General features: G+C 37.3%; 22 protein-coding genes. 5 read left to right on the top strand and 17 right to left on the bottom strand.

The window, feature by feature from the left end; genetic code table 11:
• Positions 1-43: 43 nt before the first annotated feature.
• Positions 44-1,927: an ABCB family ABC transporter ATP-binding protein/permease gene (locus WCP78_RS03095; RefSeq protein WP_336279029.1), complete on the bottom strand. Its 1,884-nt coding sequence runs from the start codon at positions 1,925-1,927 to the stop codon at positions 44-46.
• 815 nt (positions 1,928-2,742) lie between these two features.
• Positions 2,743-4,251, bottom strand: coding sequence for a cysteine--tRNA ligase (cysS, locus tag WCP78_RS03090; RefSeq protein ID WP_336279028.1), 1,509 nt, complete (start codon positions 4,249-4,251; stop codon positions 2,743-2,745).
• A 490-nt stretch (positions 4,252-4,741) separates the two neighbouring features.
• On the opposite strand from cysS, the gene WCP78_RS03085 reads away from it, so the two are divergent.
• Positions 4,742-5,113 (top strand): TIGR02301 family protein, encoded by a 372-nt coding sequence (locus WCP78_RS03085; protein WP_336279129.1) that lies wholly within the window; start codon positions 4,742-4,744, stop codon positions 5,111-5,113.
• Between the two features lie 116 nt (positions 5,114-5,229).
• On the opposite strand, the gene WCP78_RS03080 is transcribed toward WCP78_RS03085, so the two are convergent.
• Positions 5,230-6,558: a dihydroorotase gene (locus WCP78_RS03080; protein ID WP_336279027.1), complete on the bottom strand. Its 1,329-nt coding sequence runs from the start codon at positions 6,556-6,558 to the stop codon at positions 5,230-5,232.
• Positions 6,559-6,621: 63 nt separating this feature from the next.
• Here WCP78_RS03080 and ygfZ point away from each other — a divergent pair, with 63 nt between their 5' ends.
• Both ygfZ and WCP78_RS03070 read left to right on the top strand, forming a co-directional pair.
• The gene (gene ygfZ, locus WCP78_RS03075; RefSeq protein ID WP_336279026.1) at positions 6,622-7,488 is read left to right on the top strand and encodes a CAF17-like 4Fe-4S cluster assembly/insertion protein YgfZ; all 867 of its coding nucleotides are present in this window, start codon (positions 6,622-6,624) and stop codon (positions 7,486-7,488) included.
• Positions 7,488-8,108, top strand: coding sequence for a YfbR-like 5'-deoxynucleotidase (locus WCP78_RS03070; RefSeq protein WP_336279025.1), 621 nt, complete (start codon positions 7,488-7,490; stop codon positions 8,106-8,108). The genes ygfZ and WCP78_RS03070 overlap by 1 nt, the downstream gene beginning before the upstream one ends.
• Before the next feature lie 424 nt (positions 8,109-8,532).
• On the opposite strand, the gene panB is transcribed toward WCP78_RS03070, so the two are convergent.
• The 11 genes from panB to rpoZ form a co-directional block, all read right to left on the bottom strand.
• Positions 8,533-9,354, bottom strand: coding sequence for a 3-methyl-2-oxobutanoate hydroxymethyltransferase (gene panB, locus WCP78_RS03065; protein WP_336279024.1), 822 nt, complete (start codon positions 9,352-9,354; stop codon positions 8,533-8,535).
• 2 nt (positions 9,355-9,356) lie between these two features.
• Positions 9,357-10,211: a pantoate--beta-alanine ligase gene (panC, locus tag WCP78_RS03060; RefSeq protein ID WP_336279023.1), complete on the bottom strand. Its 855-nt coding sequence runs from the start codon at positions 10,209-10,211 to the stop codon at positions 9,357-9,359.
• Between the two features lie 42 nt (positions 10,212-10,253).
• Positions 10,254-10,985, bottom strand: a complete 732-nt coding sequence (recO, locus tag WCP78_RS03055) for a DNA repair protein RecO (RefSeq protein WP_336279022.1) — start codon at positions 10,983-10,985, stop codon at positions 10,254-10,256.
• A 1-nt stretch (position 10,986) separates the two neighbouring features.
• Positions 10,987-11,892, bottom strand: coding sequence for a GTPase Era (era, locus tag WCP78_RS03050; RefSeq protein WP_336279021.1), 906 nt, complete (start codon positions 11,890-11,892; stop codon positions 10,987-10,989).
• A complete protein-coding gene (rnc, locus tag WCP78_RS03045; RefSeq protein WP_336279020.1) occupies positions 11,885-12,592 on the bottom strand; it encodes a ribonuclease III in 708 nt (235 codons plus the stop codon). Before rnc ends, era begins: the two co-directional genes overlap by 8 nt.
• Positions 12,573-13,385, bottom strand: coding sequence for a signal peptidase I (gene lepB, locus WCP78_RS03040; protein ID WP_336279019.1), 813 nt, complete (start codon positions 13,383-13,385; stop codon positions 12,573-12,575). Before lepB ends, rnc begins: the two co-directional genes overlap by 20 nt.
• Positions 13,386-13,452: 67 nt before the next feature.
• Positions 13,453-13,854, bottom strand: coding sequence for a holo-ACP synthase (acpS, locus tag WCP78_RS03035; RefSeq protein WP_336279128.1), 402 nt, complete (start codon positions 13,852-13,854; stop codon positions 13,453-13,455).
• Complete coding sequence (locus tag WCP78_RS03030; protein WP_336279018.1) at positions 13,851-14,453, bottom strand: DUF2062 domain-containing protein; 603 nt, start codon at positions 14,451-14,453, stop codon at positions 13,851-13,853. The genes acpS and WCP78_RS03030 overlap by 4 nt, the downstream gene beginning before the upstream one ends.
• Positions 14,454-14,576: 123 nt before the next feature.
• Positions 14,577-15,155 carry an orotate phosphoribosyltransferase gene (gene pyrE, locus WCP78_RS03025; protein ID WP_336279017.1) on the bottom strand — a complete coding sequence of 193 codons (579 nt, stop codon included), beginning with the start codon at positions 15,153-15,155 and terminating at the stop codon, positions 14,577-14,579.
• 15 nt (positions 15,156-15,170) lie between these two features.
• Positions 15,171-17,399, bottom strand: a complete 2,229-nt coding sequence (locus tag WCP78_RS03020; RefSeq protein WP_336279016.1) for a RelA/SpoT family protein — start codon at positions 17,397-17,399, stop codon at positions 15,171-15,173.
• Positions 17,400-17,492: 93 nt separating this feature from the next.
• Positions 17,493-17,891 carry a DNA-directed RNA polymerase subunit omega gene (gene rpoZ / locus WCP78_RS03015; RefSeq protein ID WP_336279015.1) on the bottom strand — a complete coding sequence of 133 codons (399 nt, stop codon included), beginning with the start codon at positions 17,889-17,891 and terminating at the stop codon, positions 17,493-17,495.
• A 462-nt stretch (positions 17,892-18,353) separates the two neighbouring features.
• Here rpoZ and WCP78_RS03010 point away from each other — a divergent pair, with 462 nt between their 5' ends.
• A complete protein-coding gene (locus tag WCP78_RS03010; RefSeq protein ID WP_336279014.1) occupies positions 18,354-19,022 on the top strand; it encodes a uracil-DNA glycosylase in 669 nt (222 codons plus the stop codon).
• Positions 19,023-19,073: 51 nt separating this feature from the next.
• On the opposite strand, the gene smpB is transcribed toward WCP78_RS03010, so the two are convergent.
• Together smpB and dapA are read right to left on the bottom strand one after the other, a co-directional pair.
• Positions 19,074-19,550 (bottom strand): SsrA-binding protein SmpB, encoded by a 477-nt coding sequence (gene smpB, locus WCP78_RS03005; RefSeq protein WP_336279013.1) that lies wholly within the window; start codon positions 19,548-19,550, stop codon positions 19,074-19,076.
• 18 nt (positions 19,551-19,568) lie between these two features.
• Positions 19,569-20,453: a 4-hydroxy-tetrahydrodipicolinate synthase gene (gene dapA / locus WCP78_RS03000; RefSeq protein WP_336279012.1), complete on the bottom strand. Its 885-nt coding sequence runs from the start codon at positions 20,451-20,453 to the stop codon at positions 19,569-19,571.
• 231 nt (positions 20,454-20,684) lie between these two features.
• On the opposite strand from dapA, the gene WCP78_RS02995 reads away from it, so the two are divergent.
• Complete coding sequence (locus tag WCP78_RS02995; protein ID WP_336279011.1) at positions 20,685-22,790, top strand: lytic transglycosylase domain-containing protein; 2,106 nt, start codon at positions 20,685-20,687, stop codon at positions 22,788-22,790.
• Between the two features lie 126 nt (positions 22,791-22,916).
• On the opposite strand, the gene WCP78_RS02990 is transcribed toward WCP78_RS02995, so the two are convergent.
• Complete coding sequence (locus WCP78_RS02990; RefSeq protein WP_336279010.1) at positions 22,917-23,687, bottom strand: energy transducer TonB family protein; 771 nt, start codon at positions 23,685-23,687, stop codon at positions 22,917-22,919.
• Positions 23,688-23,928 lie beyond the last annotated feature (241 nt).

The raw sequence follows: 23,928 nt of genomic DNA, 5'->3' as shown, positions 1-23,928 counted from the left end.
TGTATTGCATTAACTACTCCATATAAAGGCCGTTTTATGTGACTTATTTTTTACGATCAACAACACCTAACTCATCTTCTTCACGCATTTTACGTAATTTTTCTTCAGCCTGCGATGCCTCAAGTTGTTTATTCCACATTGAAGCATATAGACCTTTCTTATATAAGAGCTCATCATGCGTTCCATTTTCAATAATACGACCATTTTTGAGAACCAAAATTTCATCAGCATTAATAACAGTAGAAAGACGATGAGCAATAATCAATGTCGTACGTCCCCGACTTACTATGTCTAATGCCTGCTGAATCTCTTGCTCCGTCGTTGTATCAAGAGCTGCAGTTGCTTCATCCAGGATAAGAAGTGGAGGAGCTTTTAATAATGTTCTCGCGATAGCCACACGTTGTTTTTCACCACCAGAGAGTTTAAGACCACGCTCACCCACCATAGATTGAAAACCTTCTGGAAGCGTCTCAATAAATTTCGATATCTGTGCCATGTCAGCAGCTTTGCGCATTTCCTCATCTGTAGCACTTGGGCGCCCATAACGAATATTATATGCAATTGTATCATTAAATAAAACTGTGTCCTGTGGCACCATGCCAATGGTTTCACGTAAACTTTTCTGAGTTACATCACGAATGTCCTGTCCATCAATTGTGACTGAACCCTCATCAACATCGTAAAATCTAAAAAGTAATCGAGAAATAGTTGATTTACCAGCACCCGATGGACCAACAATTGCTACTGTTTTACCTCCAGGAACTTCAAAATCAATATCTTTGAGAATCTGGCGGGTCGAATCATAAGAAAATCTTACTTTATTAAACCGAATAGTTCCAACATCTACCGCTAATGGTTTGGCATCTGGTTTATCAACGATTTCTTGCCGAACATCTAAAAGATCAAACATAGCTTCAATATCAGTCAAACCCTGTCGAACTTCACGATAAATTGACCCAATAAAATTCAGAGGCATGGAAAGCTGCATTAAAAGTGCATTAATAAAAACAAAATCTCCTAAAGTTTGCGTTCCACGAAGAACTTCATAAGCCGACATCACCATCAGGATAGTCATTCCAATACCAAAAATAAGAGCCTGACCAAAATTAAGCCAACTTAATGATGTCCAAATTTTTGTAGCAGCTTTTTCATAATCTGCCATAGCCGAATCAAATTGATGTGATTCTAAATTTTCATTGCCAAAATATTTAACTGTTTCAAAATTCAAAAGAGAATCAACAGCACGCGTATTAGCTTCAGTATCTGCTGCATTCATTTTTTTTCGAATACCGATGCGCCAATCACTAGCTTTGATTGTAAACAAAGTGTATAAAGCAATCGTTATCACAATTATGAGAAAATAATGCCATCCATAGCTTATGTAAAATACAAGTGCAGTCAGCAAAAACTCCAAAATCGTTGGTACTGTATTAAGAATTGAAAATCTCACAATAGCTTCAATTCCTTTTGTACCACGTTCAATTACACGGGAAAGCCCACCGGTTCGTCTTTCTACATGAAATCGTAAAGAGAGCTCATGAATATGCACAAAGGTCTTATAAGCTAAGCGACGAATAGCGTGTTGACCAACGGTTGCAAAAAGGAAATCGCGTAACTGATCAAGTCCACTCTGAATAATACGTGCAATATTATATACCAAAACCAGCATAATGGGTACAATCCAACTGGATGGTAACCATGTAGACAGATGAGATCTCGCATCAAGTGTATCCGTGGCGTATTTAAAAAAATACGGAACAGATACGAGAATCATTTTAGCTAAAAGAAGATAAAACATTGCCCACATAACGCGCATTTTCAGATCTCTCCGATCTGCTGGCCATATATAAGGCCATAAATTATAAATTGTGCGCAAAGTCTGACCTGTATCTGACGACACAGTCTTCATCATTTTATTCTGTTTCATAAAGTCCTTACTTCTCTATCATATACTTAACAGACATAACGAGCCTCCCCTTAGCATCTTTACAGATCAGAACACTCTTTTATACGTTTCCAGAAAGCTATGCTTATATTACTAATATCTCAGGTTAGACTGTTTTTAAAAAAGGGACAAGAATTAATCTGCTATAATACATTACTCTGCCTGTACACTTATGCTATTTGTTAAAGACAAACTCTTATTTTACATACCTTTTTTCAGGATTTTTTAATTTTTTTTGAAACAGTTTTTTGACTTACTAATCCCTTTAAGGTGTTTGTAAATTTTTGCATCCTGTACCAGAGACGCGTCTTTTTTATTTTCTCCCTTTTTATAATAAAACAATCGCCATTATTTCTAAACAAGCAAGAGCAGATTCATGTATGCTCACCTATTAATCAAATTTTTTAAGTGAACCTACAACCCTTAATCTGATTATTTAAAACACAACACCTAAAACCAATCGACATTTTTCTTTACAAATGAGATTATTAAACACGATGAATAAGACTGTTAAAAAACATAAGAATGCCATCAAAATTTGACTAAATAGACAGTTTTCACAGTAATTTAAATGCTGTGAACATTTGGATCTATAAACAATACCTTCAATAATATGACTCATCACAAAAATTTATCAACCCAATCACTGCTATTCTGAAAAATATTACTATGATCTACAGTTCTTAAAGTTTTAAAATAGGCAAGTAAAAAACTTAAGCGAGATATACCCGTATTGATATGAAATGCTATTAAAACTTTTTCCTTTATGTATTATAAAAGCCGTCGGAATATGGAAACTAAAACCGTCTTATTTCCCACACAGTTATACGCTCACCAGTTTTAGGATCTTTACTGTCTTTTAGAGAAATTCCTTCAACTGCAAGCTCATCACGAATTGTATCTGCAGCTGTCCACTCTTTATTATGGATAAGCCGTAATCTTTCGGCAATGCGTTGATCAATAAATTGTGCATCAAGGGAAATTTTCTTCACAAATAGTGGACATTTTACTTCTTTAACCCATTCCTGTCGCAATAACCCCAATAAATTCATCCCATTTGCGAGAGATACAGAATTACCTGCTTTATAAAATTTTCGCAAAAGAGCAAGTGCATTGGGAGTATTAAGATCATCGCTTAATGCTTTTATGAAAGAGGCATCAAGACTTTCATTCTTATCCAGGCACTCTTTTTCACAACGCAAAAATTCATACCAACGATACAGTTCGCTACTAGATTGAGCTAAACGTTGAGCTGTCCAATTTAACGGTTCACGATAATGCGTTTGTAGCATCGAAAAACGCGCAGATAAACCAGCCCAGTTTTGCTTCAATTCATCTATTACAGCATCATTAAATTCAAGAAAATTACTCTCTAAAATAGAACGAATAGTGATGAAATTGCCAAGGCTTTTTGACATCTTCTTACCTTCAACCTGCAAAAAGCCGTTATGCATCCAAAAATTTGCCATTCGCTCAGTCCCAAAAGCTGAACAACTCTGTGCAATTTCATTTTCATGATGAGGAAAAATCAAATCAATACCACCACCATGAATATCAAAAATATTTGCTGTCGGATTATCACACATTAAACCGCCACCATAGGGAGTTAACAACTTTGCCATTGACATTGCAGAACATTCAATATGCCAACCTGGACGACCTAAAACAGAAATTCCTGCAGGTGATACCCAACCTGGCTCTCCTTCTGCAGAAGGTTTCCATAAAACAAAATCCATCTCTTCCCTTTTATAAGCCGCAACATCAACACGCGCACCCGCTCTCATTTCATCTAACGATCGTTTCGCAAATGTACCATAATGAGGATGTTTTTTTATGCTGCTTACAGAAAACAATATATGATTTTCCACTTTATAGGCGTGACCTTTTTCAAGCAACCTCTCAATCAAAGAGCGCATCTCCTCTAAATGATCAGTTGCGCGTGGCTGGCTGGTTGGGAATAAACAACCAAGTGCCTGTGTATCTTGTTGAAATTGAAAATATGTACGCTCAGTCAATTGGCGAACAGCATCGTTAAGAGCTAAATTGGGATACTCACAAGCTGCTCGTGCAATAATCTTATCATCTACATCTGTAATATTACGAATATATATAACATGATCATTACCATAGGTATAACGCAATAAACGAAATAGAACATCAAAAACAATTACAGGACGTGCATTACCTATGTGAGCATAATCATAAACTGTCGGACCGCAAACATAAAGACGCACCTTCATAGCATCTATTGGTTTAAAATTTTCCTTTTTACGTGTTAGCGTATTATAAAATCGCAGCTCTTTCATAATTATACTCCATTAGCGATATTCTTCGCTGCTTTTCTAATTAAACCTCATCTAAGGCCATTGAGTTACACCGGCTCAGATCAAAATTTATATATCTCTTATGTCAAATTTTTATAACCATTTTACTTTATTTATGCTGTATCCATCTCATAAAAGTAATTTTGTTTTACTCTTATTAAGTAAAAATCTTCTATTGGTAAAATTTATACCACTCTTCTTTCTAACAGAATTATTAAAGAAAAAAATCTTCATGCTAAAATACGAGGTAAATTTACTCAAAAATGGATTGCGCGCAAAAAATTAAAATTTTTAATTTCCCATGAGCATTTTTTACCGCCTCGCATGACCTATCTTTAGTATATCTGCTATTAAGTAATGATGCACAGATCATTCGCGTCATATCCTCAACATTGTAGCTCAATAGTAAGATGATTTTGTCTGCGATAATAACCGCACAAAAATTTAAAAAATAAACGGGAATAATAAAATGATGCGCAATAAATTAATTCAAATCAATATCTTAATATTATTCTTAACCTCAACGCCAACTTTTTCACAGCAATATCCACCATATGATACAAAATTATTAAGACTGGCAGAAATTTTGGGCTCCCTGCACTATCTGCAAAACCTTTGTAGTATTCCAACAAACAAATGGTATGATCACATGGCTACACTAATCGAAGCAGAAAAACCAACTCCACAAAGACGCGCTTATTTTTATGAAGCGTTTAACGAAGCTTATCATGCCTTCTCAATAAATTATCATCATTGTACACTATCAGCAATTGAAGCAAACCACAGATACATTAAAGAAGGTAGATCCTTATCCGAAAACCTTCTTACGCACTTTAGCAATTAAAAACATAAATAAAATTATCAAATTCTCAATCATCCATATTCATGAGCGATAAAGCTCATTACAGCATCTTTAGGCTCACAAAATCATTTCGTAAGGCACATCTATTTTCAATCTGATTACGCCAAAGATTCTATAAATTTAACAGGTTCTCCCTGTGAAGGTGTGACAACTTCACCTTCCCACATAACACGCATACCACGAATGATAGTTCCAACGGGCCAGCCTTTAACCTTTTTACCATCATAAGGTGTCCAACCTGCACGCGAACCAACCAATGCATTCGTAATAGTCTCTTCCCGCTTAAGATCAACAATAGTTAAATCAGCGTCATATCCAACAGCAATACGCCCCTTGCGGCTTATGCCAAAAATGCGACTAGGACCATGTGAAGTAAGATCAACAAAGCGTTCAATAGATAGTTTTCCGGCATTGACATGTGTCAGCATAATTGCTGCTGTTGTTTGCACACCTGTCATCCCTGAAGGTGAAAAAAAATAAGGTTTACTCTTTTCTTCAAGTGTATGGGGAGCATGATCAGATCCTATTACATCAACAATACCTTGCTGAACCCCATACCAAAGTGCTTCACAGTGATAACTCTCACGGATAGGTGGGTTCATTTGAACCAACGTGCCAAGCCTCTGATAATCATCAGCAGTTAGAGTCAAATGATGTTGAGTAACTTCAATCGTTGCTACATCCTTATGATTTTTTAGAAAGTCAACTTCTTTTGCTGTAGAAAGATGTAACACATGGATGCGTGCCTTCGTTTCGTGTGCTATTTTAACCAAACGTTGAGTACATTTTAATGCTGTGACCTCATCACGCCAAACTGGGTGCGATGATACATCCCCTTTAATACGCAATACCTTCCGCTCATTGAGTCTTGCCTCATCTTCAGAATGAAAAGCTACACGGCGGCGTGTATTCTGTAAAATAAGACGCACACTTTCATCATCATCCACTAAAAGATCGCCTGTAGAAGATCCCATAAAAACCTTAATTCCTGCAGCACCAGGAAGTTTTTCTAACTCAGCCAATTCGTGTATGTTCTCACGCGTTCCTCCAACCCAAAATGCAAAATCACAATGCATCCGATGAAATCCGCGTTTAACTTTATCGGTCAATGCTTCTTCTGACGTCGTTAATGGATTGGTATTAGGCATTTCAAACACTGCTGTAACCCCTCCTAAAACCGCAGAGTATGAACCACTTTCCAAATCTTCCTTATGTTCATAGCCTGGCTCACGAAAATGAACTTGACTATCGATGATACCGGGTAAAATATGAAGACCTGTACAGTCAATTATTTCACCAGCAGATGCATATGTAAGATCGCCAATTTCAGCAATACGACCATTCGTGATACCAATATCACGCTTGCTATTTCCATCGTGATTTACAAGTGTTGCACCTTTTAAAATTGTATCAAATGTTTTAAACATAATCGTACTCCTACATATCTCCTCGTTACCGATTATGTAACTTTGGGCAGAAAGGCAATAACCATGAATGAAAAACAAAATGCCATTCGCTTACAAAACCGTAAAATTATTAGGGTTACGGGGGAAGATGCAACAAGTTTTTTACAAGTTCTTATAACAACAGATGTAAAAAAAATCGGTCTACAAGAAACTTTTCCTGGCGCTCTTTTGTCTCCACAAGGAAAAGTTATCGCTGACTTTTTAATAGGTAAAATAAATGATGGCTATCTAATTGATATCACTTCTTCTTTAGCTGATAGCTTACAAAAACGCCTTCTTCTCTATAAGCTACGTACAAAAGTAGAAATTACACAACCCCTGCAAGAAATTGTTACGATTTTTTGGAATAAAGAAACAGATCTTCTAAATTGTGATTCAATTTTTACTGATAAACGATTTCCACAAAAAGAAAAAATATTACGATTCTATGGAGAAATACCTTCTTTTGCTCCTGAATATAACGATAATTGGAACCTGTTGCGTATCCGTTATGCAATCGCAGAAAGTGATCAAGATTATGAAATAGGAAAAGTCTTCCCTCACGATATCAATTACGACCAAATTGGCGGATTAGCATTTAATAAAGGTTGTTATATTGGACAAGAAGTTATTTCACGAGTTCATCATCGTCGCGCAGCGCGTCGTCGTGTCTTGAAAATAAAAGGACAAAATAAATTAAACCCAGAATTTAATGTTCAAGCAGGAACCAAAGTACTTGGTAGCTTAGGAACATGTGTTGGAAATGAAGCCTTAGCTCTCATGCGCATTGACCATATTCAAGATGCTATGAATAACAATATTCCATTTACAGTAGAAAATACTCCTGTCACAATAAGCATTCCTGAAAATGTGAACTTTACCTTTCCTGAAAGTAATATGGAAACTAACTAATGGCTAAAGCTGAATTATCACCAAATGGAGAAATACGTGCTTGGCAAAGAATGCTTTCTGGCCGACGGCTTGACTTGTTAAACCCCTCTCCTTTTGATGTTGAGATTAAAGATATTGCTCATGGACTGTCCCGTGTTGCGCGTTGGAATGGGCAAACATTAGGAGAACATGCTTATTCTGTCGCACAACATTCACTTTTAGTGGAACAAATATTTCAAAACCTTTATCCACAATCGCCTAGCAATGAATGTCTTTGTGCTCTTCTCCATGACGCACCAGAATATGTTATTGGTGATATGATTTCTCCCTTTAAAGCTGTTATAGGAAAACAATATGAGCTCATCGAAAAACGTATACAAGATGCTATCCACATGCGCTTTTCTCTGCCTATTGATCCTTCTCAGAAACTTTTAAAAAAAATCAAACAAGCTGATCGCATTGCTGCATTCCACGAAGCTGTTACTCTTGCCGGCTTCAGTTCAGAAGAAGCCCTTCATTATTTCGGATCTCCAAGTCATAGCTTATCCGATCAACTTGATCTACAACCGAACTCCACACAACAAATTGAAAATGCTTTTTTAACCCGTTTTTATGACCTTGACTCTCAAAGAGCATACTAGTTTTCCTTGTCGTTATCCTTTGCACTGCAGATAAAGATTATGAATATATTTGAGTTATCTATTGCTTTTCCCCATTCATATTTACTTGAGTATAGTAATAACAAAAATGCAGAAAGTATATTTTTTTAATAATGATCATACAAATTGCAAATATTGATACTTTACAATCGCTACCTTTTAAAATGAATCGCAGCTCAAAACCTGCAAAAGAGCGGTCATAGCTAAATTAAAACACTAACCTGTAATGAACTTCAAAAATATACCAAAAAATTTCTAAATTTATTGATGACATACAACTGAAACAAAGCACAAAAAAAATAACTTACGCTGTGCACAAATAAAATATCTATAAAGGAATATAACTAATTCCTAAGCTTCATAACAAATACTCTTTCTTTTCAAAATTGTATATTCAATTAAATTTTTATTTAAGTTTATAAATTTCTGTATCTCCTGGGAAAGTACGTAATTTAACGTCATTTGCATAATTTTTGATCGCAGTATGTGCTGCTTGTTCAAGAGCACCATAACGGCGCACAAACTTAGGCACATAGGAACCATAACCCAACATATCTTCCATAACCAATATCTGTCCATCACACTGATTAGACGCACCAATACCAATAGTTGGAATAGAGAGTTTTTCTGTAAGCCTTACCGCTAAGGGTTCAACAACCCCTTCCACAACAACAGCAAAAGCACCTGCTTCTTCAATCGCCATCCCATCAGCTTCAATCTTTTGCCAATCACTCTCCTTACGACCTTGTGTTTTAAAACCACCAAGACTATTCACCGCCTGTGGAGTAAGACCAATATGCCCCATAACTGGGATACCGCGTTTACACAAAAAAGAAACTGTTTCTGCTATATAAACACCACCTTCAAGCTTAACTGCGCCACACCCTGTTTCTGCAAGAATCCTTGACGCACTAGAAAAAGCTTTTTCTTGACTTCCCTCATAAGAACCAAAGGGCATATCAACAACAACAAGCGCCTGCTGAGATCCACGCATAACTGCCTGCCCGTGTAAAATCATCATATCTAAATTAACAGGAATCGTTGTATCAAACCCATGTACAACCATCCCAACGCTATCGCCTACCAAAAGTATATCGCAATATGGATCAGCAATCCGTGCAGTATAAGCCTGATAAGCTGTAAGAGAAACGATCGGCTCTTGCCCTTTTCTTGATCTTATTTCAGAAGCAGTAGTACGCTTTATGATTTTATTTTTATGCACACTCATTTTCAGTCTTTCTGTTGCAATATATATTGATCAATAAGCCGAACTTCACCAAAGCGAACAGTTAATAATAAAACTGCAGGTTTATTCAGTTTTCCTTTGATCACACATAAAGTTCTCATATCCCGTATATCTATCGATTCAATGATCGCACGTGATTCTTGTTGTAAAATATCACGAACAATTTTGCATAATTTATCAACTGACCGTTCCCCTTGGTAATAAAGTTTCCCAGCAGCTTTACCACTCTTAGGAATAATTCTGGCAGCTTTGCGATCTTCTAATGTTAAAAATTGATTACGTGAAGAGCTGGCAACACCGTCTGCTTCTCGTAAAATGGGCACTCCAACAATTTCAACAGGAAAAGCCATATCTTCTACCATACGACGAATAATCAAAAGCTGTTGAAAATCCTTTTCCCCAAAAAAAGCCTTATCTGGCTGAACGATATTAAAAAGCTTAGCAACAACACTGGTAACACCATAAAAATGGCCTGGACGTAATCTTCCCATCAAAGTACGCGACAATTTTTCTACTTTCACAACTGTCTCATTCCCTGGTGGCCACATTTCTTCTGTAGAAGGTGCAAAAACATATTCAACACCCACCTTTTTCAATAAGGCGCAATCACCTATCAAATCTCTTGGATATTTATTAAAATCCTCATGAGGACCAAATTGCTTCGGATTGACAAAAATAGAAACCAATATTCGATCACACATTTTCCTTGCTTGTTGTACTAAGGCGAGATGACCATCGTGCAATGCTCCCATAGTTGGAACAAAACCAATCGAAAATCCTAAACTTCGATCTTGTGCTATATAGTGGCGTACTTCAGAAATTGTTCTTAAAATTTGCATTTTTGCATTCTATTTATTTTAGTTAAGTCAATATGAAAATTCTTACATACAAAATCGTCGTTTAAATAACTGCATCAAATTAACGCGTACTGATGGTTGTTGTATATTACGTGGTTCCCAAACATGGCGCATCAAAAAAAAACCTGTTAAAATAAAACCATCTATTACATCATTAAAATCAACGGGATAAGCAGTTCTTTGTACGAGAAACTGTGGTAAATTTAGAAGCTTTTTTTTCCAAGGACGTCCTGCTTCCTCACATATAGCACGTCCTGATTTTGGCGATACATAACAAAGCTTTTCTTGAGTTCCTGTTGCAGCACAATGAGATAAGTCAAGTCCGAAGCCAAGCTCTTCTAGAAGCCGCATTTCAAAACGTACAAGTAATACCGCATTTACAAACGGCTCACTAAAGTCTTGCATAAAAATATGTAAAGTATCATATAGAATGGGATGCGGATCACGCTCAGGAAGAAGACGTAAATGAAAAGCTATCAACTGCAAAGTATAAAGCGCTTCTGGTATGAGGATTAATCGTGCAGCGTGCAAATTAAGTGCTTCAATCCGAAAAAGTCCCAAATGTTCATCTAAACGTGCCCACCATTCAGCTTCTACTAAATTACCAGGTTGAAGAATCGCCGCCATACGGCGCGAACGCCCTCCTTTTACCACTCCCATATAACGACCATGTTGACGCGTCATAATTTCAAGAATAACACTCGTTTCACCATGCTGGCGTGTACCAAGGATAATAGCTTGTTCTTTCCATTTCATTTTATTTTAAAAAATCTAGCCCAATTTCGCGGTAACGTTCTGGATCGGTATCCCAATTATCACGCACTTTTACAAATAAAAAAAGATGAATCTTTTGACCCGTAATTTCCATTAACTCTTTACGTGATGCCTGACCAATTGCTTTAATTGTATGACCTTTTGCTCCTAAAACAATCTTTTTCTGACTATTGCGTTCTACATAAATAACTTGATTAATTTTAACCGAACCATCTGGACGTTCTTCCCAATTTTCTGTTTCAACTGTTGAAGAATAGGGAAGCTCATCATGGAGACGAAGAAAAAGCTTTTCACGTGTAATTTCAGCAGCGAGCTGACGCATGGGCATATCTGAAATCTGATCCTCTGGATAATACCACGGTCCCAGCTGCATCATTGCACTTAACGCGGAAAGCAAATCCTTGCAACCAGAACCGTTGAGAGCCGAAATCATAAATGTTTGCAAAAAACTCACCCGTTCATTAATTTTAGCCGTCAGTGCTAAAAGGGATGACTTCTCAACTGTATCAATTTTATTCAGAACAAGAATTTTATCCTGTTCGATATTTTGTACAATATCTAACATCGTACAAATCTCATCTGAAAGACCACTTTGAGCATCGATCAAAACCAAAAGGATATCCGCACTCTTAGCGCCACTCCAAGCCGCAGATACCATAGCGCGTTCTAATCGTTTATGGGGACGAAAAACACCTGGTGTATCAATTAATACAATCTGTGTATCATTATGAATGACAATACCGCGAATCAAAGTTCGTGTTGTTTGCACCTTATGTGTTACAATTGAAATCTTTGTTCCAACTAACTGATTAACCAATGTCGACTTACCAGCATTAGGCATCCCAATAAGCACAACAAACCCGGAACGTGTTTTGATAGCATCATCCATTATCATTTTTCCCCACAGTTTCCCATACGCCTTCTCGTCGCAAAATCTTCTCAGCAGCCATTCTTTCAGCATACCGCTTAGAGCTGCCCTGCCCAATTTCCGACGCAAAGCCAGAAATGCTTACCTCTACCATAAAAACAGGATCATGATCTGGACCGTAGCGTTTTATAACTCGATAATGTGGCTGTGCACCACCCTGTATATGAGCCCACTCTTGCAATTCTGTCTTAGCATCACGACGACCGGCTTCCATCTTTTTCGCACGATTTTGCCAATATCTTTGAATAAAGGGCTTAACGCTTTCCAACCCTCCATCGAGATATATTACAGCAATTAAAGCTTCAACTACATCAGCATGCATATTCGTAAGCCGACGACCCTCTAAGTTTTTTACCTCAAAACCAACGTGAATCATATCAGGTAAACCAATTTCTAGTGCGATATCAGCACATGTCTGTGCATTTACCAAACCATTTAAGCGTACTGATAGTTCTCCTTCACTTGCCTGAGGAAAAAACTGATATAGCATTTCTGCAATTAAAAGCCCAAGAACCCGATCGCCTAAAAATTCCAACCGTTCATAGTTTCCTCGCTTAAAATCTTGCACACTAGAATGCGTTAATGCTCTTTTTAACCTATCTTCATTTTTAAAACGATGTCCCGTTAGTCTTTCAAGTTGATCAATGACTGAACGATTCATTGTTGATCTCCTGCTTATCAAGCGGTAAATCATGAACAGTGTTAATAAAAGAAAACAAACGATTCCAACGCACATCAAATGGCCAACGCCAAACTTGCCAAGCACTTGAACCATTACTGATAGAGAAAAAAATTAAACTTGCTCGACCAACAAGATTTTCCTCTGGAACATAACCAACATCCAAACGACTATCATCTGAATTGTCGCGATTATCACCCATCATAAAGTAATGCCCTAAAGGAACTTCAAAGACTTTTGTATCATCAACTTGCGGGAAAAAACCTAAATCAAGTGTATCATAACTCATACCATTAGGCATTGTTTCGCGATAAACATCAACAGGATAATTGACTTCTGTTATATCGGGATTATTAACCTTTCCCATAAAGTGACGCGGAACAGCCTTATCATTAATATACAGAACACCTTGACGAACCTGGATACGATCACCCGGCAAGCCAACAACACGCTTTATGTAATCAATATCTGGATTGCTCGGTAAGCGAAAAACCACAACATCTCCACGCTGAGGCTGAGAAGACAAAATACGTCCCGAAAAAATAGGAGGAGAAAAGGGTATAGAGAAACGAGAATATCCGTATGCATACTTAGAAACAAACAGATAATCACCAACTAACAAAGTAGGACGCATTGAACCAGAAGGGATGCTAAAAGGCTGAAAAAAAAGCGTACGAATGAGCGCAGCCAAAAATAGAGCCTGTATCAAAACGGAAATAAATTCAATAATTCCGCCTTTTTTTTTCTGCTTATGAATTTCTTCTTTCTGGATCATTACAGACTACCTTCCCATCAAAGATATAACCAGCTTTTCATCGTAATATTATACTCTTCCACAATATCTATCCACGTGGAAGAGCTTCAATAATAATAAATGCCTGCGCCCAAGGAAAATCATCCGTCAAACTGAGATGAATGACAGAATGATAATCAGGAGGCAACAACTTTTGTAAATGAAGTTGTGCGCGATTTGTTAATTTCATAACTGGTTTGCCAGATGGTAAATTAACCACCCCCATATCCTTCCAACTCACACCACGAGCGATTCCTGTGCCTAAAGCTTTAGCACATGCTTCTTTGGCAGCAAATCTTTTGGCGTAAAAAGAAGATTTTTTTTGGAGATTTTTAGATTTACTCTGTTCAATATCCGTAAAAATACGTTGAACAAATCGGTCACCATGACGAATTAACATTTTTTCAATGCGCCTTATATCAATCAAATCATTTCCAAGACCAACGATCATACGATAAGATCCGAATTTTCTTGCCATAAACGCCTTTTTTTCATAATCTTTTGACGTCGTTTTTGTTGAAAACGAGCTATCGCTCTATAAACGCCTATATAAGATAGACCACCACAAATAAAACCTAAAATAGTTCCTCCTACAATCATCGGCCTCATAATCGAATTCCAAGCATTCTTAAAAAGTAAAGGCATATTCGAAAGCGTTAAACCATCAAACACAGTACGGATTTGAGAAAGAGAAATTTCATCCACATTGCTGAAAAATGATAAACATAAATAGCCTATCTTATAGTCTGCCATAACGATGAATAAAAATGTAAGTGGATTAGAAAAAATAGTTCCGATGATTGCTGCCGCAAAATTTCCACGCAAAACCCAAGAAAAAAACACTGCTAAAATTATATGAACCCCAAGAAAAGGAGAACAAGCTAAAAAAATTCCAATAGCAAAACCCAACGCCACTTTATGAGGCGTTGCTGATATACGCAAAATACGTTTACGTATATAACAAAATGAGCGAGAAAATGAACGACGTGGCCACAACCAAAGTCGTATACTCTTTATAAAACCTATTGATTTTCGACGACGAAAAAGCATATGATTCTCACTACACACCTTCTTAAAATAAAATATCCGCGTAACTTTAATTAATCGTATTAGTTTAATTAATCGTATTAGTTTTTTGCACCAAAACAGACAACTGTAACGTCATTAAAAATTTTAAATATTTCGACTTCCTGGCTTGACTGGTGGAAGCTTAGCAAGCTCAGCAGGAAGTGCATCACTAGCATAAGATTCTATCTCATATTCAGCAAGTGCAATCAACGGAACTCCGACATCAACCTTACCGTTAGAACGATCAAGAATACATGCACTGGCCACCACATCTGCTTCAACTGCAACCAAAGCATCAATTGTTTCACGAATTGAAAGACCTGTTGTCACAATATCTTCAACGATCAAAACCTGCGCGCCTTTCTCAATTTCAAAACGACGTAATTGAAATATACCATTTACACGTTCTACCCAAAGAGAAGGAACACCAAGATGACGTGAAGTTTCGTATGATAAAATAAGACCACCAATCGCAGGACCAACTACATAATCAATTTTTTTCTTAACACATCTCTTAATTTTTTCAGCTAACCCACGACACAATGTTTCTGTTAAGTCAGCATGCATAAATACTTTCGCTTTCTGCATATAAATAGCACTATGGCGGCCTGATGTTAAAATAAAATGCCCTTCCATAATAGCATCTGCCTGTTTAAAAATATCAATCACATCTTGTGTATTCATTGGCAAATCCCTCATTTATCCATAAACTCGGCGTACTGAACTAACCGAATCGGCCTCTTTTAACTGAGAAAAAATACGATTTAAATGTTTTAAATCCCAAACTTCCAGATCAATCATGATTTCTGTAAAGTCTGGCGCAGTACATATAAAAGATAAATTTTGGATATTAGCGTCATTTTCTGAAATAACTTGAGTAATTTCAGCCAAAGAGCCAGGACTATTCACAGCCAAAATATTCACCCGAGCAGGAAAACGTTCACTCATTTGAGCATCGATGTCCCAGCGTACATCAATCCATCGCTCTGGCTGATCATCATACGCCATCAAGGCTGAAGACTGTATCGGATAAATAACAATTCCTTCTCCTGGTTGTATAATACCAACAATTCGATCTCCTGGTACAGTTCCCTCAGGAGAAAACCGAACTGAAACATCCCCGCGGATTCCCCTAATAGGTAATGCTTTGTATTGGTGTTTATTATCTGAAATTGCACTCTTTTGATTTTCTGGAACTTTGAAAATCATACCTTGAGCATTTTCAATGTTAAACCACCCTTCTTCTGCAGATTTAAAAGACAACTTTTGTACTGTACGGTGATCTTGATATTCAGGATCAATAGCTTTAATTACATCTACAGAAGGCACTTCACCACGACCAACAGCTGCTAATACATCTTCTACATCTTTATGTGCCAAACGTGGTAAAACTTGCTTAAGAAGATCTTTTGAAAATTGTTTTCCCATATATTCAAACGAACGCTCAAGAATACGATATCCCAAACCCGAATATTGCTTACGAACCTCTGCTCGAGTTGCTTTCCGAATGGCTGAACGTGCTTTTCCAGTTACAACCAAAAACTCCCATGCTGCTGGCGGAATTTGAGCTTGTGAACGTATAATATCGACTTCATCCCCATTTTTTAATTTGGTTACTAAAGGCATAATGCGGCCATTGATTTTTACCCCTACACAAGAATTCCCAATATCGGTATGGACTGCATAAGCAAAATCAATAGGTGTAGCACCTTTAGGAAAGGCAATTAACCGACCCTTAGGGGTAAAACAGAAAACTTGATCTTGGAAAAGCTCAAGCTTTGTGTGTTCTAAAAACTCTTCCGGATTGTCTCCATCTGATAAAGATTGAATCGTCTGACGCAACCATGCATAAGCATTGGTTTCGTTTGATAACTTTGAAATCGAGTAATTAGAACCACGATCTTTATAAATGGAATGTGCTGCAACACCGTATTCAGAAACTTCATCCATAGCAGCAGTTCTAATCTGTAGTTCAACGCGTTGTCCCGAAGATCCTACAATTGTTGTATGGATGGAGCGATAATCATTTTGTTTTGGGATAGAAATATAATCTTTAAAACGACCAGGAACCATCGGCCACGTGGTATGGATCACACCAAGAGCACGATAGCAATCATCTACTGTTTCAACAATAACACGAAATCCAAAGATATCAGATAATTGTTCAAAAGATAATGCTTTACTTTCCATTTTACGAAAAACTGAATAAGATTTTTTCTGACGGCTTTTAACATAAGCTTTAATACCATTCTCAGAAAAAAGTTTTGTCAATTCATTTTCAATAGTGGAGAGTAAATCACGATTGCGCTTCGATAATTCAGAAAGCCGGTTAGTAATAGCACGATAACCTTCTGGATTTAAATGAAAAAAAGAAAGATCTTCTAACTCTTCGCGCATATCCTGCATACCCATACGTCCAGCAAGCGGCGCATAAATATCCATTGTCTCTTCTGCAATTCGTCGACGTTTATCATCACGCATAACCGAAAGGGTACGCATATTATGAAGACGATCTGCAAGTTTGACTAGAAGAACACGAATATCATCAGAAATTGCGATAAAAAGCTTACGAAGATTCTCTGCCTGTACTGTTTTTTTCGACACAAAATCAAGCTTATTAAGCTTTGTAAGCCCTTCAACTAACTTACCAATTTCAGACCCAAAAAGATGATCAATTTCTACCCGCGTAGCACTCGTATCTTCAATTGTATCATGCAAAAGAGCAACAGCAATTGTTGCTTCGTCTAATCGCATATCTGTTAAAATAGCGGCTACTTCTAAAGGATGGGAAAAATAAAGATCGCCTGAAGCACGCTTTTGATGACCATGCTTCCGCATCGCATAATCATAAGCCTTATTTAGCAGATCCTCATCCACGTCAGACTTGTAACGCTGAACACGCCCAACAAGTTCACACTGACGCATCATATCAGCATATCCCTTATATCGTCAAACCTTAACCCTTGAAGACGACTATTCCATCACAACGTACACTAATCTCATAATAATGAGCTGCAAAAATTAATAATCGTCACTTTTCTCCGGAACAACCAAACCTTCAATACCTGCTAACAGATCTTCTTCGGACATATAATCAAATGAAGATCCTTCTTCCTCTGATGAGACACCAAAAACACCTTCAGATTCACCTGAGTGAGAGATAAATTCACTCGCTACTTCTGGCTCATCAACTTCCACATGCTTTTGCAATGAATGAATAAGATCCTCTTTTAAATCGGCAGGTGATAACGTTTCCTCAGCTATTTCACGTAAAGCAATAACTGGATTTTTATCATTATCACGATCAACTGTAATTTGCACACCCTGTGAAATTTGACGTGCTCGATGGCCAGCTAAAAGCACCAATTCAAAGCGGTTATCAACTTTATCAATACAATCCTCTACCGTTACGCGAGCCATTTATGCCTCTTTCTGAAGGTTTAAAAATTTCAATGGGTACGCAGTATATACAACAATCAAAATAAAACACAAGAAAAACAGTATGATTATCAATATTTTTTTTGCGAAAGCAACTTAATTTTATAACTCTTAAAATATATGAAAGACACTTATCCCACTGAAATCGACCACGAATGCTGATTTTAAACAAAAGGTTCATAGTCTGGATTCAAACAAAAAACTCCCCGCACACTTTTTATGTCATAAATTAGAAATCAAAAATTTTAATTCTATTACATACGGTATCAATTAATGCTTTTTCCTCTAATAAATGCTAAGAATTGCATCTTTTTGCACAATAATCAGCAATGATTTTATGTTTAAGCTATGTTATAATTTGTTTATATTAAGATGAGATCGTTTAAAAAGGTAATGTCTCATAAGAATTTCAAAAAAAAATTTTAAAAATTTATGCCTGCCACTATGAATAGCCAATTAACATCGCTTTGCCCAGAACCTCCTAAAAATTGCAACTTATGCCCCCGCTTAAACAAATTTATCGCTGACTGGCGCACAAAAGAACCAACTTGGCATAACGCACCAGTCAACCCATTCTTTCCTTATAAAGGCGCAGTTACAACACGCCTGTTGATTATCGGCCTTGCCCCTGGATTACGTGGAGCGAACCGAACTGGGCGTCCCTTCACTGGAGACTATGCTGGACACTTACTCTACTCTACATTAAAGAATTTTGGGTTTGCCAGAGGCACCTTTGAAGAAAAAGCAGATGATAATCTTGAATTAATTGATACAGCAATTGTCAATTCAGTCCGTTGTGTTCCGCCAGAAAATAAACCCACTGGTGCCGAAATTAACACTTGCCGATATTTCTTTTCTCCTCTTTTAACAAGCCTTCCTAAACTTAAAGCCGTTATCACTCTCGGCACCATAGCACATCATTCAACCATCCGCGCTTTAAATGCAAAAGTTTTAGATCATCCTTTTGGACATGGAAAAATAAGTAATATCGGCAAATTACGTATTTTTTCGAGCTATCATTGTTCACGCTATAATACGAATACTGGTCGATTGACAGACGCTATGTTTCATCAAATTTTTCAAGCAGCAAAAACGTATTTAGATCAATGCTAGCACCCTCCTTTTAGCAACCCTATAAAATCAGGGATGTATAGACTCAATTCGTTACCCATATCTTTTTAAAAGTCTTGCTTTTTCACGCCCCCAATCACGCTTTTTTTCCGTTTCTCGTTTATCATGAAGCTTTTTCCCACGCGCCAAAGCAATCTCTAACTTAGCACGCCCCTGCTTATTAAAATAAAGCTTGAGTGGAACAAGCGTCATTCCTTCACGAGAAGTCGCATTAAAAAAACGCGCCATCTCACGTTTTGAGATTAACAATTTACGCAAACGACGTGGTTCATGGTTAAAACGGTTAGCTTGTGTATATTCAGGAATATAGCTATTAACTAACCATAATTCTCCATTTTCAAAGCTCGCATAACTCTCAGCAATATTAGCGTTATTGGAACGCAAAGACTTCACTTCTGCTCCCTGAAGGACAAGACCGGCTTCAAAATTATCAAGAATTTCAAAATTGAAACGAGCCTTACGATTATCAGCAATTATTTTATATACTGGAGCACTCTTTTTTTTGTTCATGGCTACATTAATTATATTTTACTCTTTAATAAGACCCGCATACCGTAGAGCTGAATCAATAAGCTTCTTTGTATCATCCGTTAATGGCACAATTGGTGAACGAACAGTATCACCACAAAGCCCTAGTTTTGCAGCAGCATATTTAATACCTGCAGGACTTGGCTCAATAAATACTGCACGATTAAGGGGCATCAAACGATCATTTAATTTTAGCGCTGTTTTATAATCACCATAGGCACAAGCAGTATGAAGTTCTGCACAAAGCTTGGGAGCAACATTAGAAGAAACAGAAATGCACCCTACACCCCCATGTGCATTAAAGCCTAGTGCTGTACGATCATCACCGGAAAGCTGTATAAAATCCTTGCCACATTTTTCACGCTGTTCAGTGACACGCTCGATTCTACTTGTCGCATCTTTAACACCAATAATATTTCTAAAGTCTCTACGAAGATTTCCCATAGTTTCTACGGACATATCGATAACAGAACGCCCAGGAATATTATAAATTATAATAGGGATAGAAATAGCCTTCGCAATAGAAGAAAAATGCGCGTATAAACCAGACTGATTAGGTCTATTATAATAAGGCGTTACAGCCAAAACCATATCCGCCCCTGCCTTTTCTGCATGTTGAGCAAGTTCTACAGCTTCACTTGTACTATTCGATCCAGCTCCAGCAACAACAGGAACACGTTTGGCCACCTGCTCAACACATAATTCTATAATCCGCTTATGTTCTTTATGACTTAAAGTCACCGATTCACCCGTTGTCCCAACAGGACTTACGCCGTTAATACCTTGTGCGATCTGCCACTCAATAAAATTGCAAAATGCCTGCTCATCAATAGCTCCATTGTCATCAAACGGTGTGATAAGTGCAGTCACGGCTCCTCTGAGCATGATGAACTCCCTTGTAATAGTTAGCTTTATTCTAAAATGGCCTTAATAGAACATAATCTCGCTCTATTATTGAAGCAAGATGAATTTCAAAAAAGTCCCAACAAGATTTAGCATGTGTTTTATTCAATTTTTAACTTAAAGATATTAGTCATAAATTAACCCGTTCTTCATGCTTCTACTTTAAGCATTTTAGAGTGTTCACAAAAAGCAAGGTCTCAAGGTCTTTTTTCTATGCGTGCATTCTTCACCCTCTTTTTCGTACCAAATTTTACTGCATTTATGCTGATAATAACACCTTTGTTTTCAAATGCATTTGCACAAAAAATACTTTTGCACGAAAAAGCACCAATCCCTTTGGATAGGCCTAGTACATTTCCTACCCCCAAAAAAATTCAAATACCACGAAAACAGATTCTCAGGATAACTTATAATACTCCTACGATCGGCAATATTACTACACTTACTCAACTGAAAGCTGGCCTGGATGCACTTTCAAATAATAATATCACAAAAACAATAGCTCTTCGTAATTCAATGCAAAGAGATAACCTCGATCGTCATATTTTAACATGGGCAATCGGTCTATCAAACAAGGACAACATACCGAGTACTGAAATATTCAATGCAATTAATGAGCTACCAGGATGGCCAGCTATAACCGTTATGCAGCGCAATGCTGAACGCGCTTTTATTAATGAAACCCGTTCTGCGCACGCAATCATCCAAAAATTTTCTCACCATCCTCCCCTTACAGCAGAAGGTATGGTGGTTTTCACTAAAGCCCTTATTATAACGAGGCAAATCACACGTGCGCGACAAATCATCGCACCATGGTGGCATAAAACGAAGCTCAATGAAAAAGAAGAAGAGCTTATTCTTAACAATGTAAGTTCTATATTAAAACCTATTGACCATTTGAAACGCATGAAATTTATGCTTTATGCAAAGCGAATAGATTCAGCAAAGCGAGTTGCCAAATTGGCTCATGCTCAATCTCTCTTTAACGCATTTGCTGCCGTTGAAAGAAATGATCCTAATGCTGCCCAAAAATTACGATCTGTTGATCGCTCATGGCGAAAAGATCCTCTTTTACAATTTGCTCAAATTCGCTATCTTCGAAGAGCTGGGCAATATAGTGCTGCAGCAGCACTTATGATGAAAGCACCAAGAGATGCATTAAGCTTAATTAACCCTGATGCATGGTGGGTGGAACGGCGTGTTCTTTCTCGTGAAACACTTGATTTAAATAAACCCCAAATTGCTTATCAACTTGTTGCAACGCATATTGATACAACATCTTCGTTAACTATTGATGCTGAATTTCATGCAGGATGGTATGCACTACGATTTCTTCATAATCCTAAATTGGCAATGCGCCATTTTTCACGCATCCCTCAGTTATCCTCCACACCTATCTCAGCATCTCGTGGATACTACTGGATGGGCAAAACAGCAGAAATCTTAGGAGAGCATAAAAATGCCCAATATTATTTTCACCGTGCCGCCCATTTTGACACAACTTATTATGGCCAATTAGCTGCTTCACGTCTTAACCGAAAAAAGCTCAACATCTCTTTCCCCAAACCAACAACCACTGAACGCCAGAATTTTAATGCACGAAAAACCATTAAAGTAATTAAACGGCTTGAATTAGCTGGCTACGGAAATCTTGCCAAAATTTTTTACAAAGATCTTGGAAAAAAAATAAAAAGTCCTGGAGAATTAGCTCTTCTGGCTGTCATGGCAGAAAAAAATGGTGACTATTATACCAGTCTTAAAATCGGGAAAACTGCTGTTTTCCAAGGTAAAAACGTCGGTGCACTTGCTCATCCGATTGGTGCCATTCCAACGTCAGCAAATATTTCCACAACAAAACAAGCTCTTGTTTATGCTATTGCACGCCAAGAAAGCGAATTTAATCCGAGAGCTATATCGAGAGCAGGTGCACAAGGTATGCTACAATTGCTACCTTCAACGGCAAAAGAACTTGCAAAAAAATATTCTATCGCGTGGTCACCTCAAAAGTTTAGCAGTGACGCGGATTATAATATTACATTAGGTGTTCATTTCCTCGGCGAACAATTGGAACATTTTAATGGATCCTATATATTAACTCTCATCGGTTACAATGCAGGATCCCGCCGCGCCAGTGAGTGGATAAAGCGTTATGGTGATCCTCGGGGGCAATCTCTTGATCAAGTCATCGATTGGATTGAGCGCATCCCCTATCCAGAAACACGTAATTACGTAATGCGTGTCATGGAGAATTATGAGGTTTACAAAGCTAGACTTACAGGAATAACAGATATAAAGGCTGATCTTATTGCTGGCCGATAAAAAATTATAAAGCATCTTCTTTCACTAGGAAAATGCTTTAATTTTTCTGTCTATTTATCAACCACCGTGTCATAACAATTCACGAAATGAGCAGTAACAAATTAAGCAAAAAAAATCTTGCACGAATTAGCTAAATATCAAGGATATTCTCATAATTTTATTTACCTTTGAAGGTGGTGGAAATGGAAAAGTTCCGACACGTTTTAGTGCTGCCATAGCTAACCGATCAAGTTCTTGGTTACCAGAAGAAAGTGAAATACGGCTAGAAAAAATACCCCCTTGTTCGTGCACTCTAAACTCTAATTGTACCGTTCCTTTTGCTCGGCTGGTATACTGTCGCACAACATAGTTTTTTTGTTTTTCTAATTGTGCCTGTACTTTTGCCAACCATTCCGCTAACAGTGCACTCTCGAGAGCCGCAGTATCTCCACCACGACTAAAAGTAGACTGACTTATTACTTTTGCATTGAGCTGTTTTACGACAGGTTTTGGTTTCTGTGTAGTTTTTTTGATACGCTTCTTTTTTTCTATTTTAGGAATAGACATTATAAAGTCATTTTTTTCTGCAATACTTTGAGATTCTTCTTGAACTTCTTCTTTCGGTTCCAGTACCTCTGGATCTTGTTCTGAAAAATCAGAGGGTAATGCTTTTGAATCTGAATCAGCATTAAATATATTTTCTGTATCGGTGTTTTCTGAAGTTATATCAGTATCTGGATATGCTATTTCTTGATCTTGTGCAAAAGTCAGCATAACCGTCTGCGAAAGCATACCATTACTTACACTAGGATTATCCCAAAAATAAAACTGTGCTCCCAATCCAATATGCAGAGAAAAAGCGCCAAGAAAAGAGCCAAACCAAAGAGTTAATGATCGCCCAATATTTGCAAAGTTCATAGTTTTTCACCGCTAACCCAAGCTTAAAACTAGTATTCACTACTATTAAAACAAGCTGTCTCGAAATTGCAATTTTTTTCTTGATTGATTTCCTCACGTTTAATATGGTTTTTTAGTGATTTTGTATTAATTTCAAATCATTCCGCTTGACTGGCTAATTTTATCATCGGCAAGTCAAATGTTTTGTATGTTAAAATTTTAAGCCCATGGAGGGGGGCGTTTAAGAAAAGGTTATGATGTA

It is taken from the genome of Bartonella occidentalis (assembly GCF_037070875.1).
Lineage (GTDB): Bacteria > Pseudomonadota > Alphaproteobacteria > Rhizobiales > Rhizobiaceae > Bartonella.
This window is presented reverse-complemented; position numbering and strand designations above follow the sequence as displayed.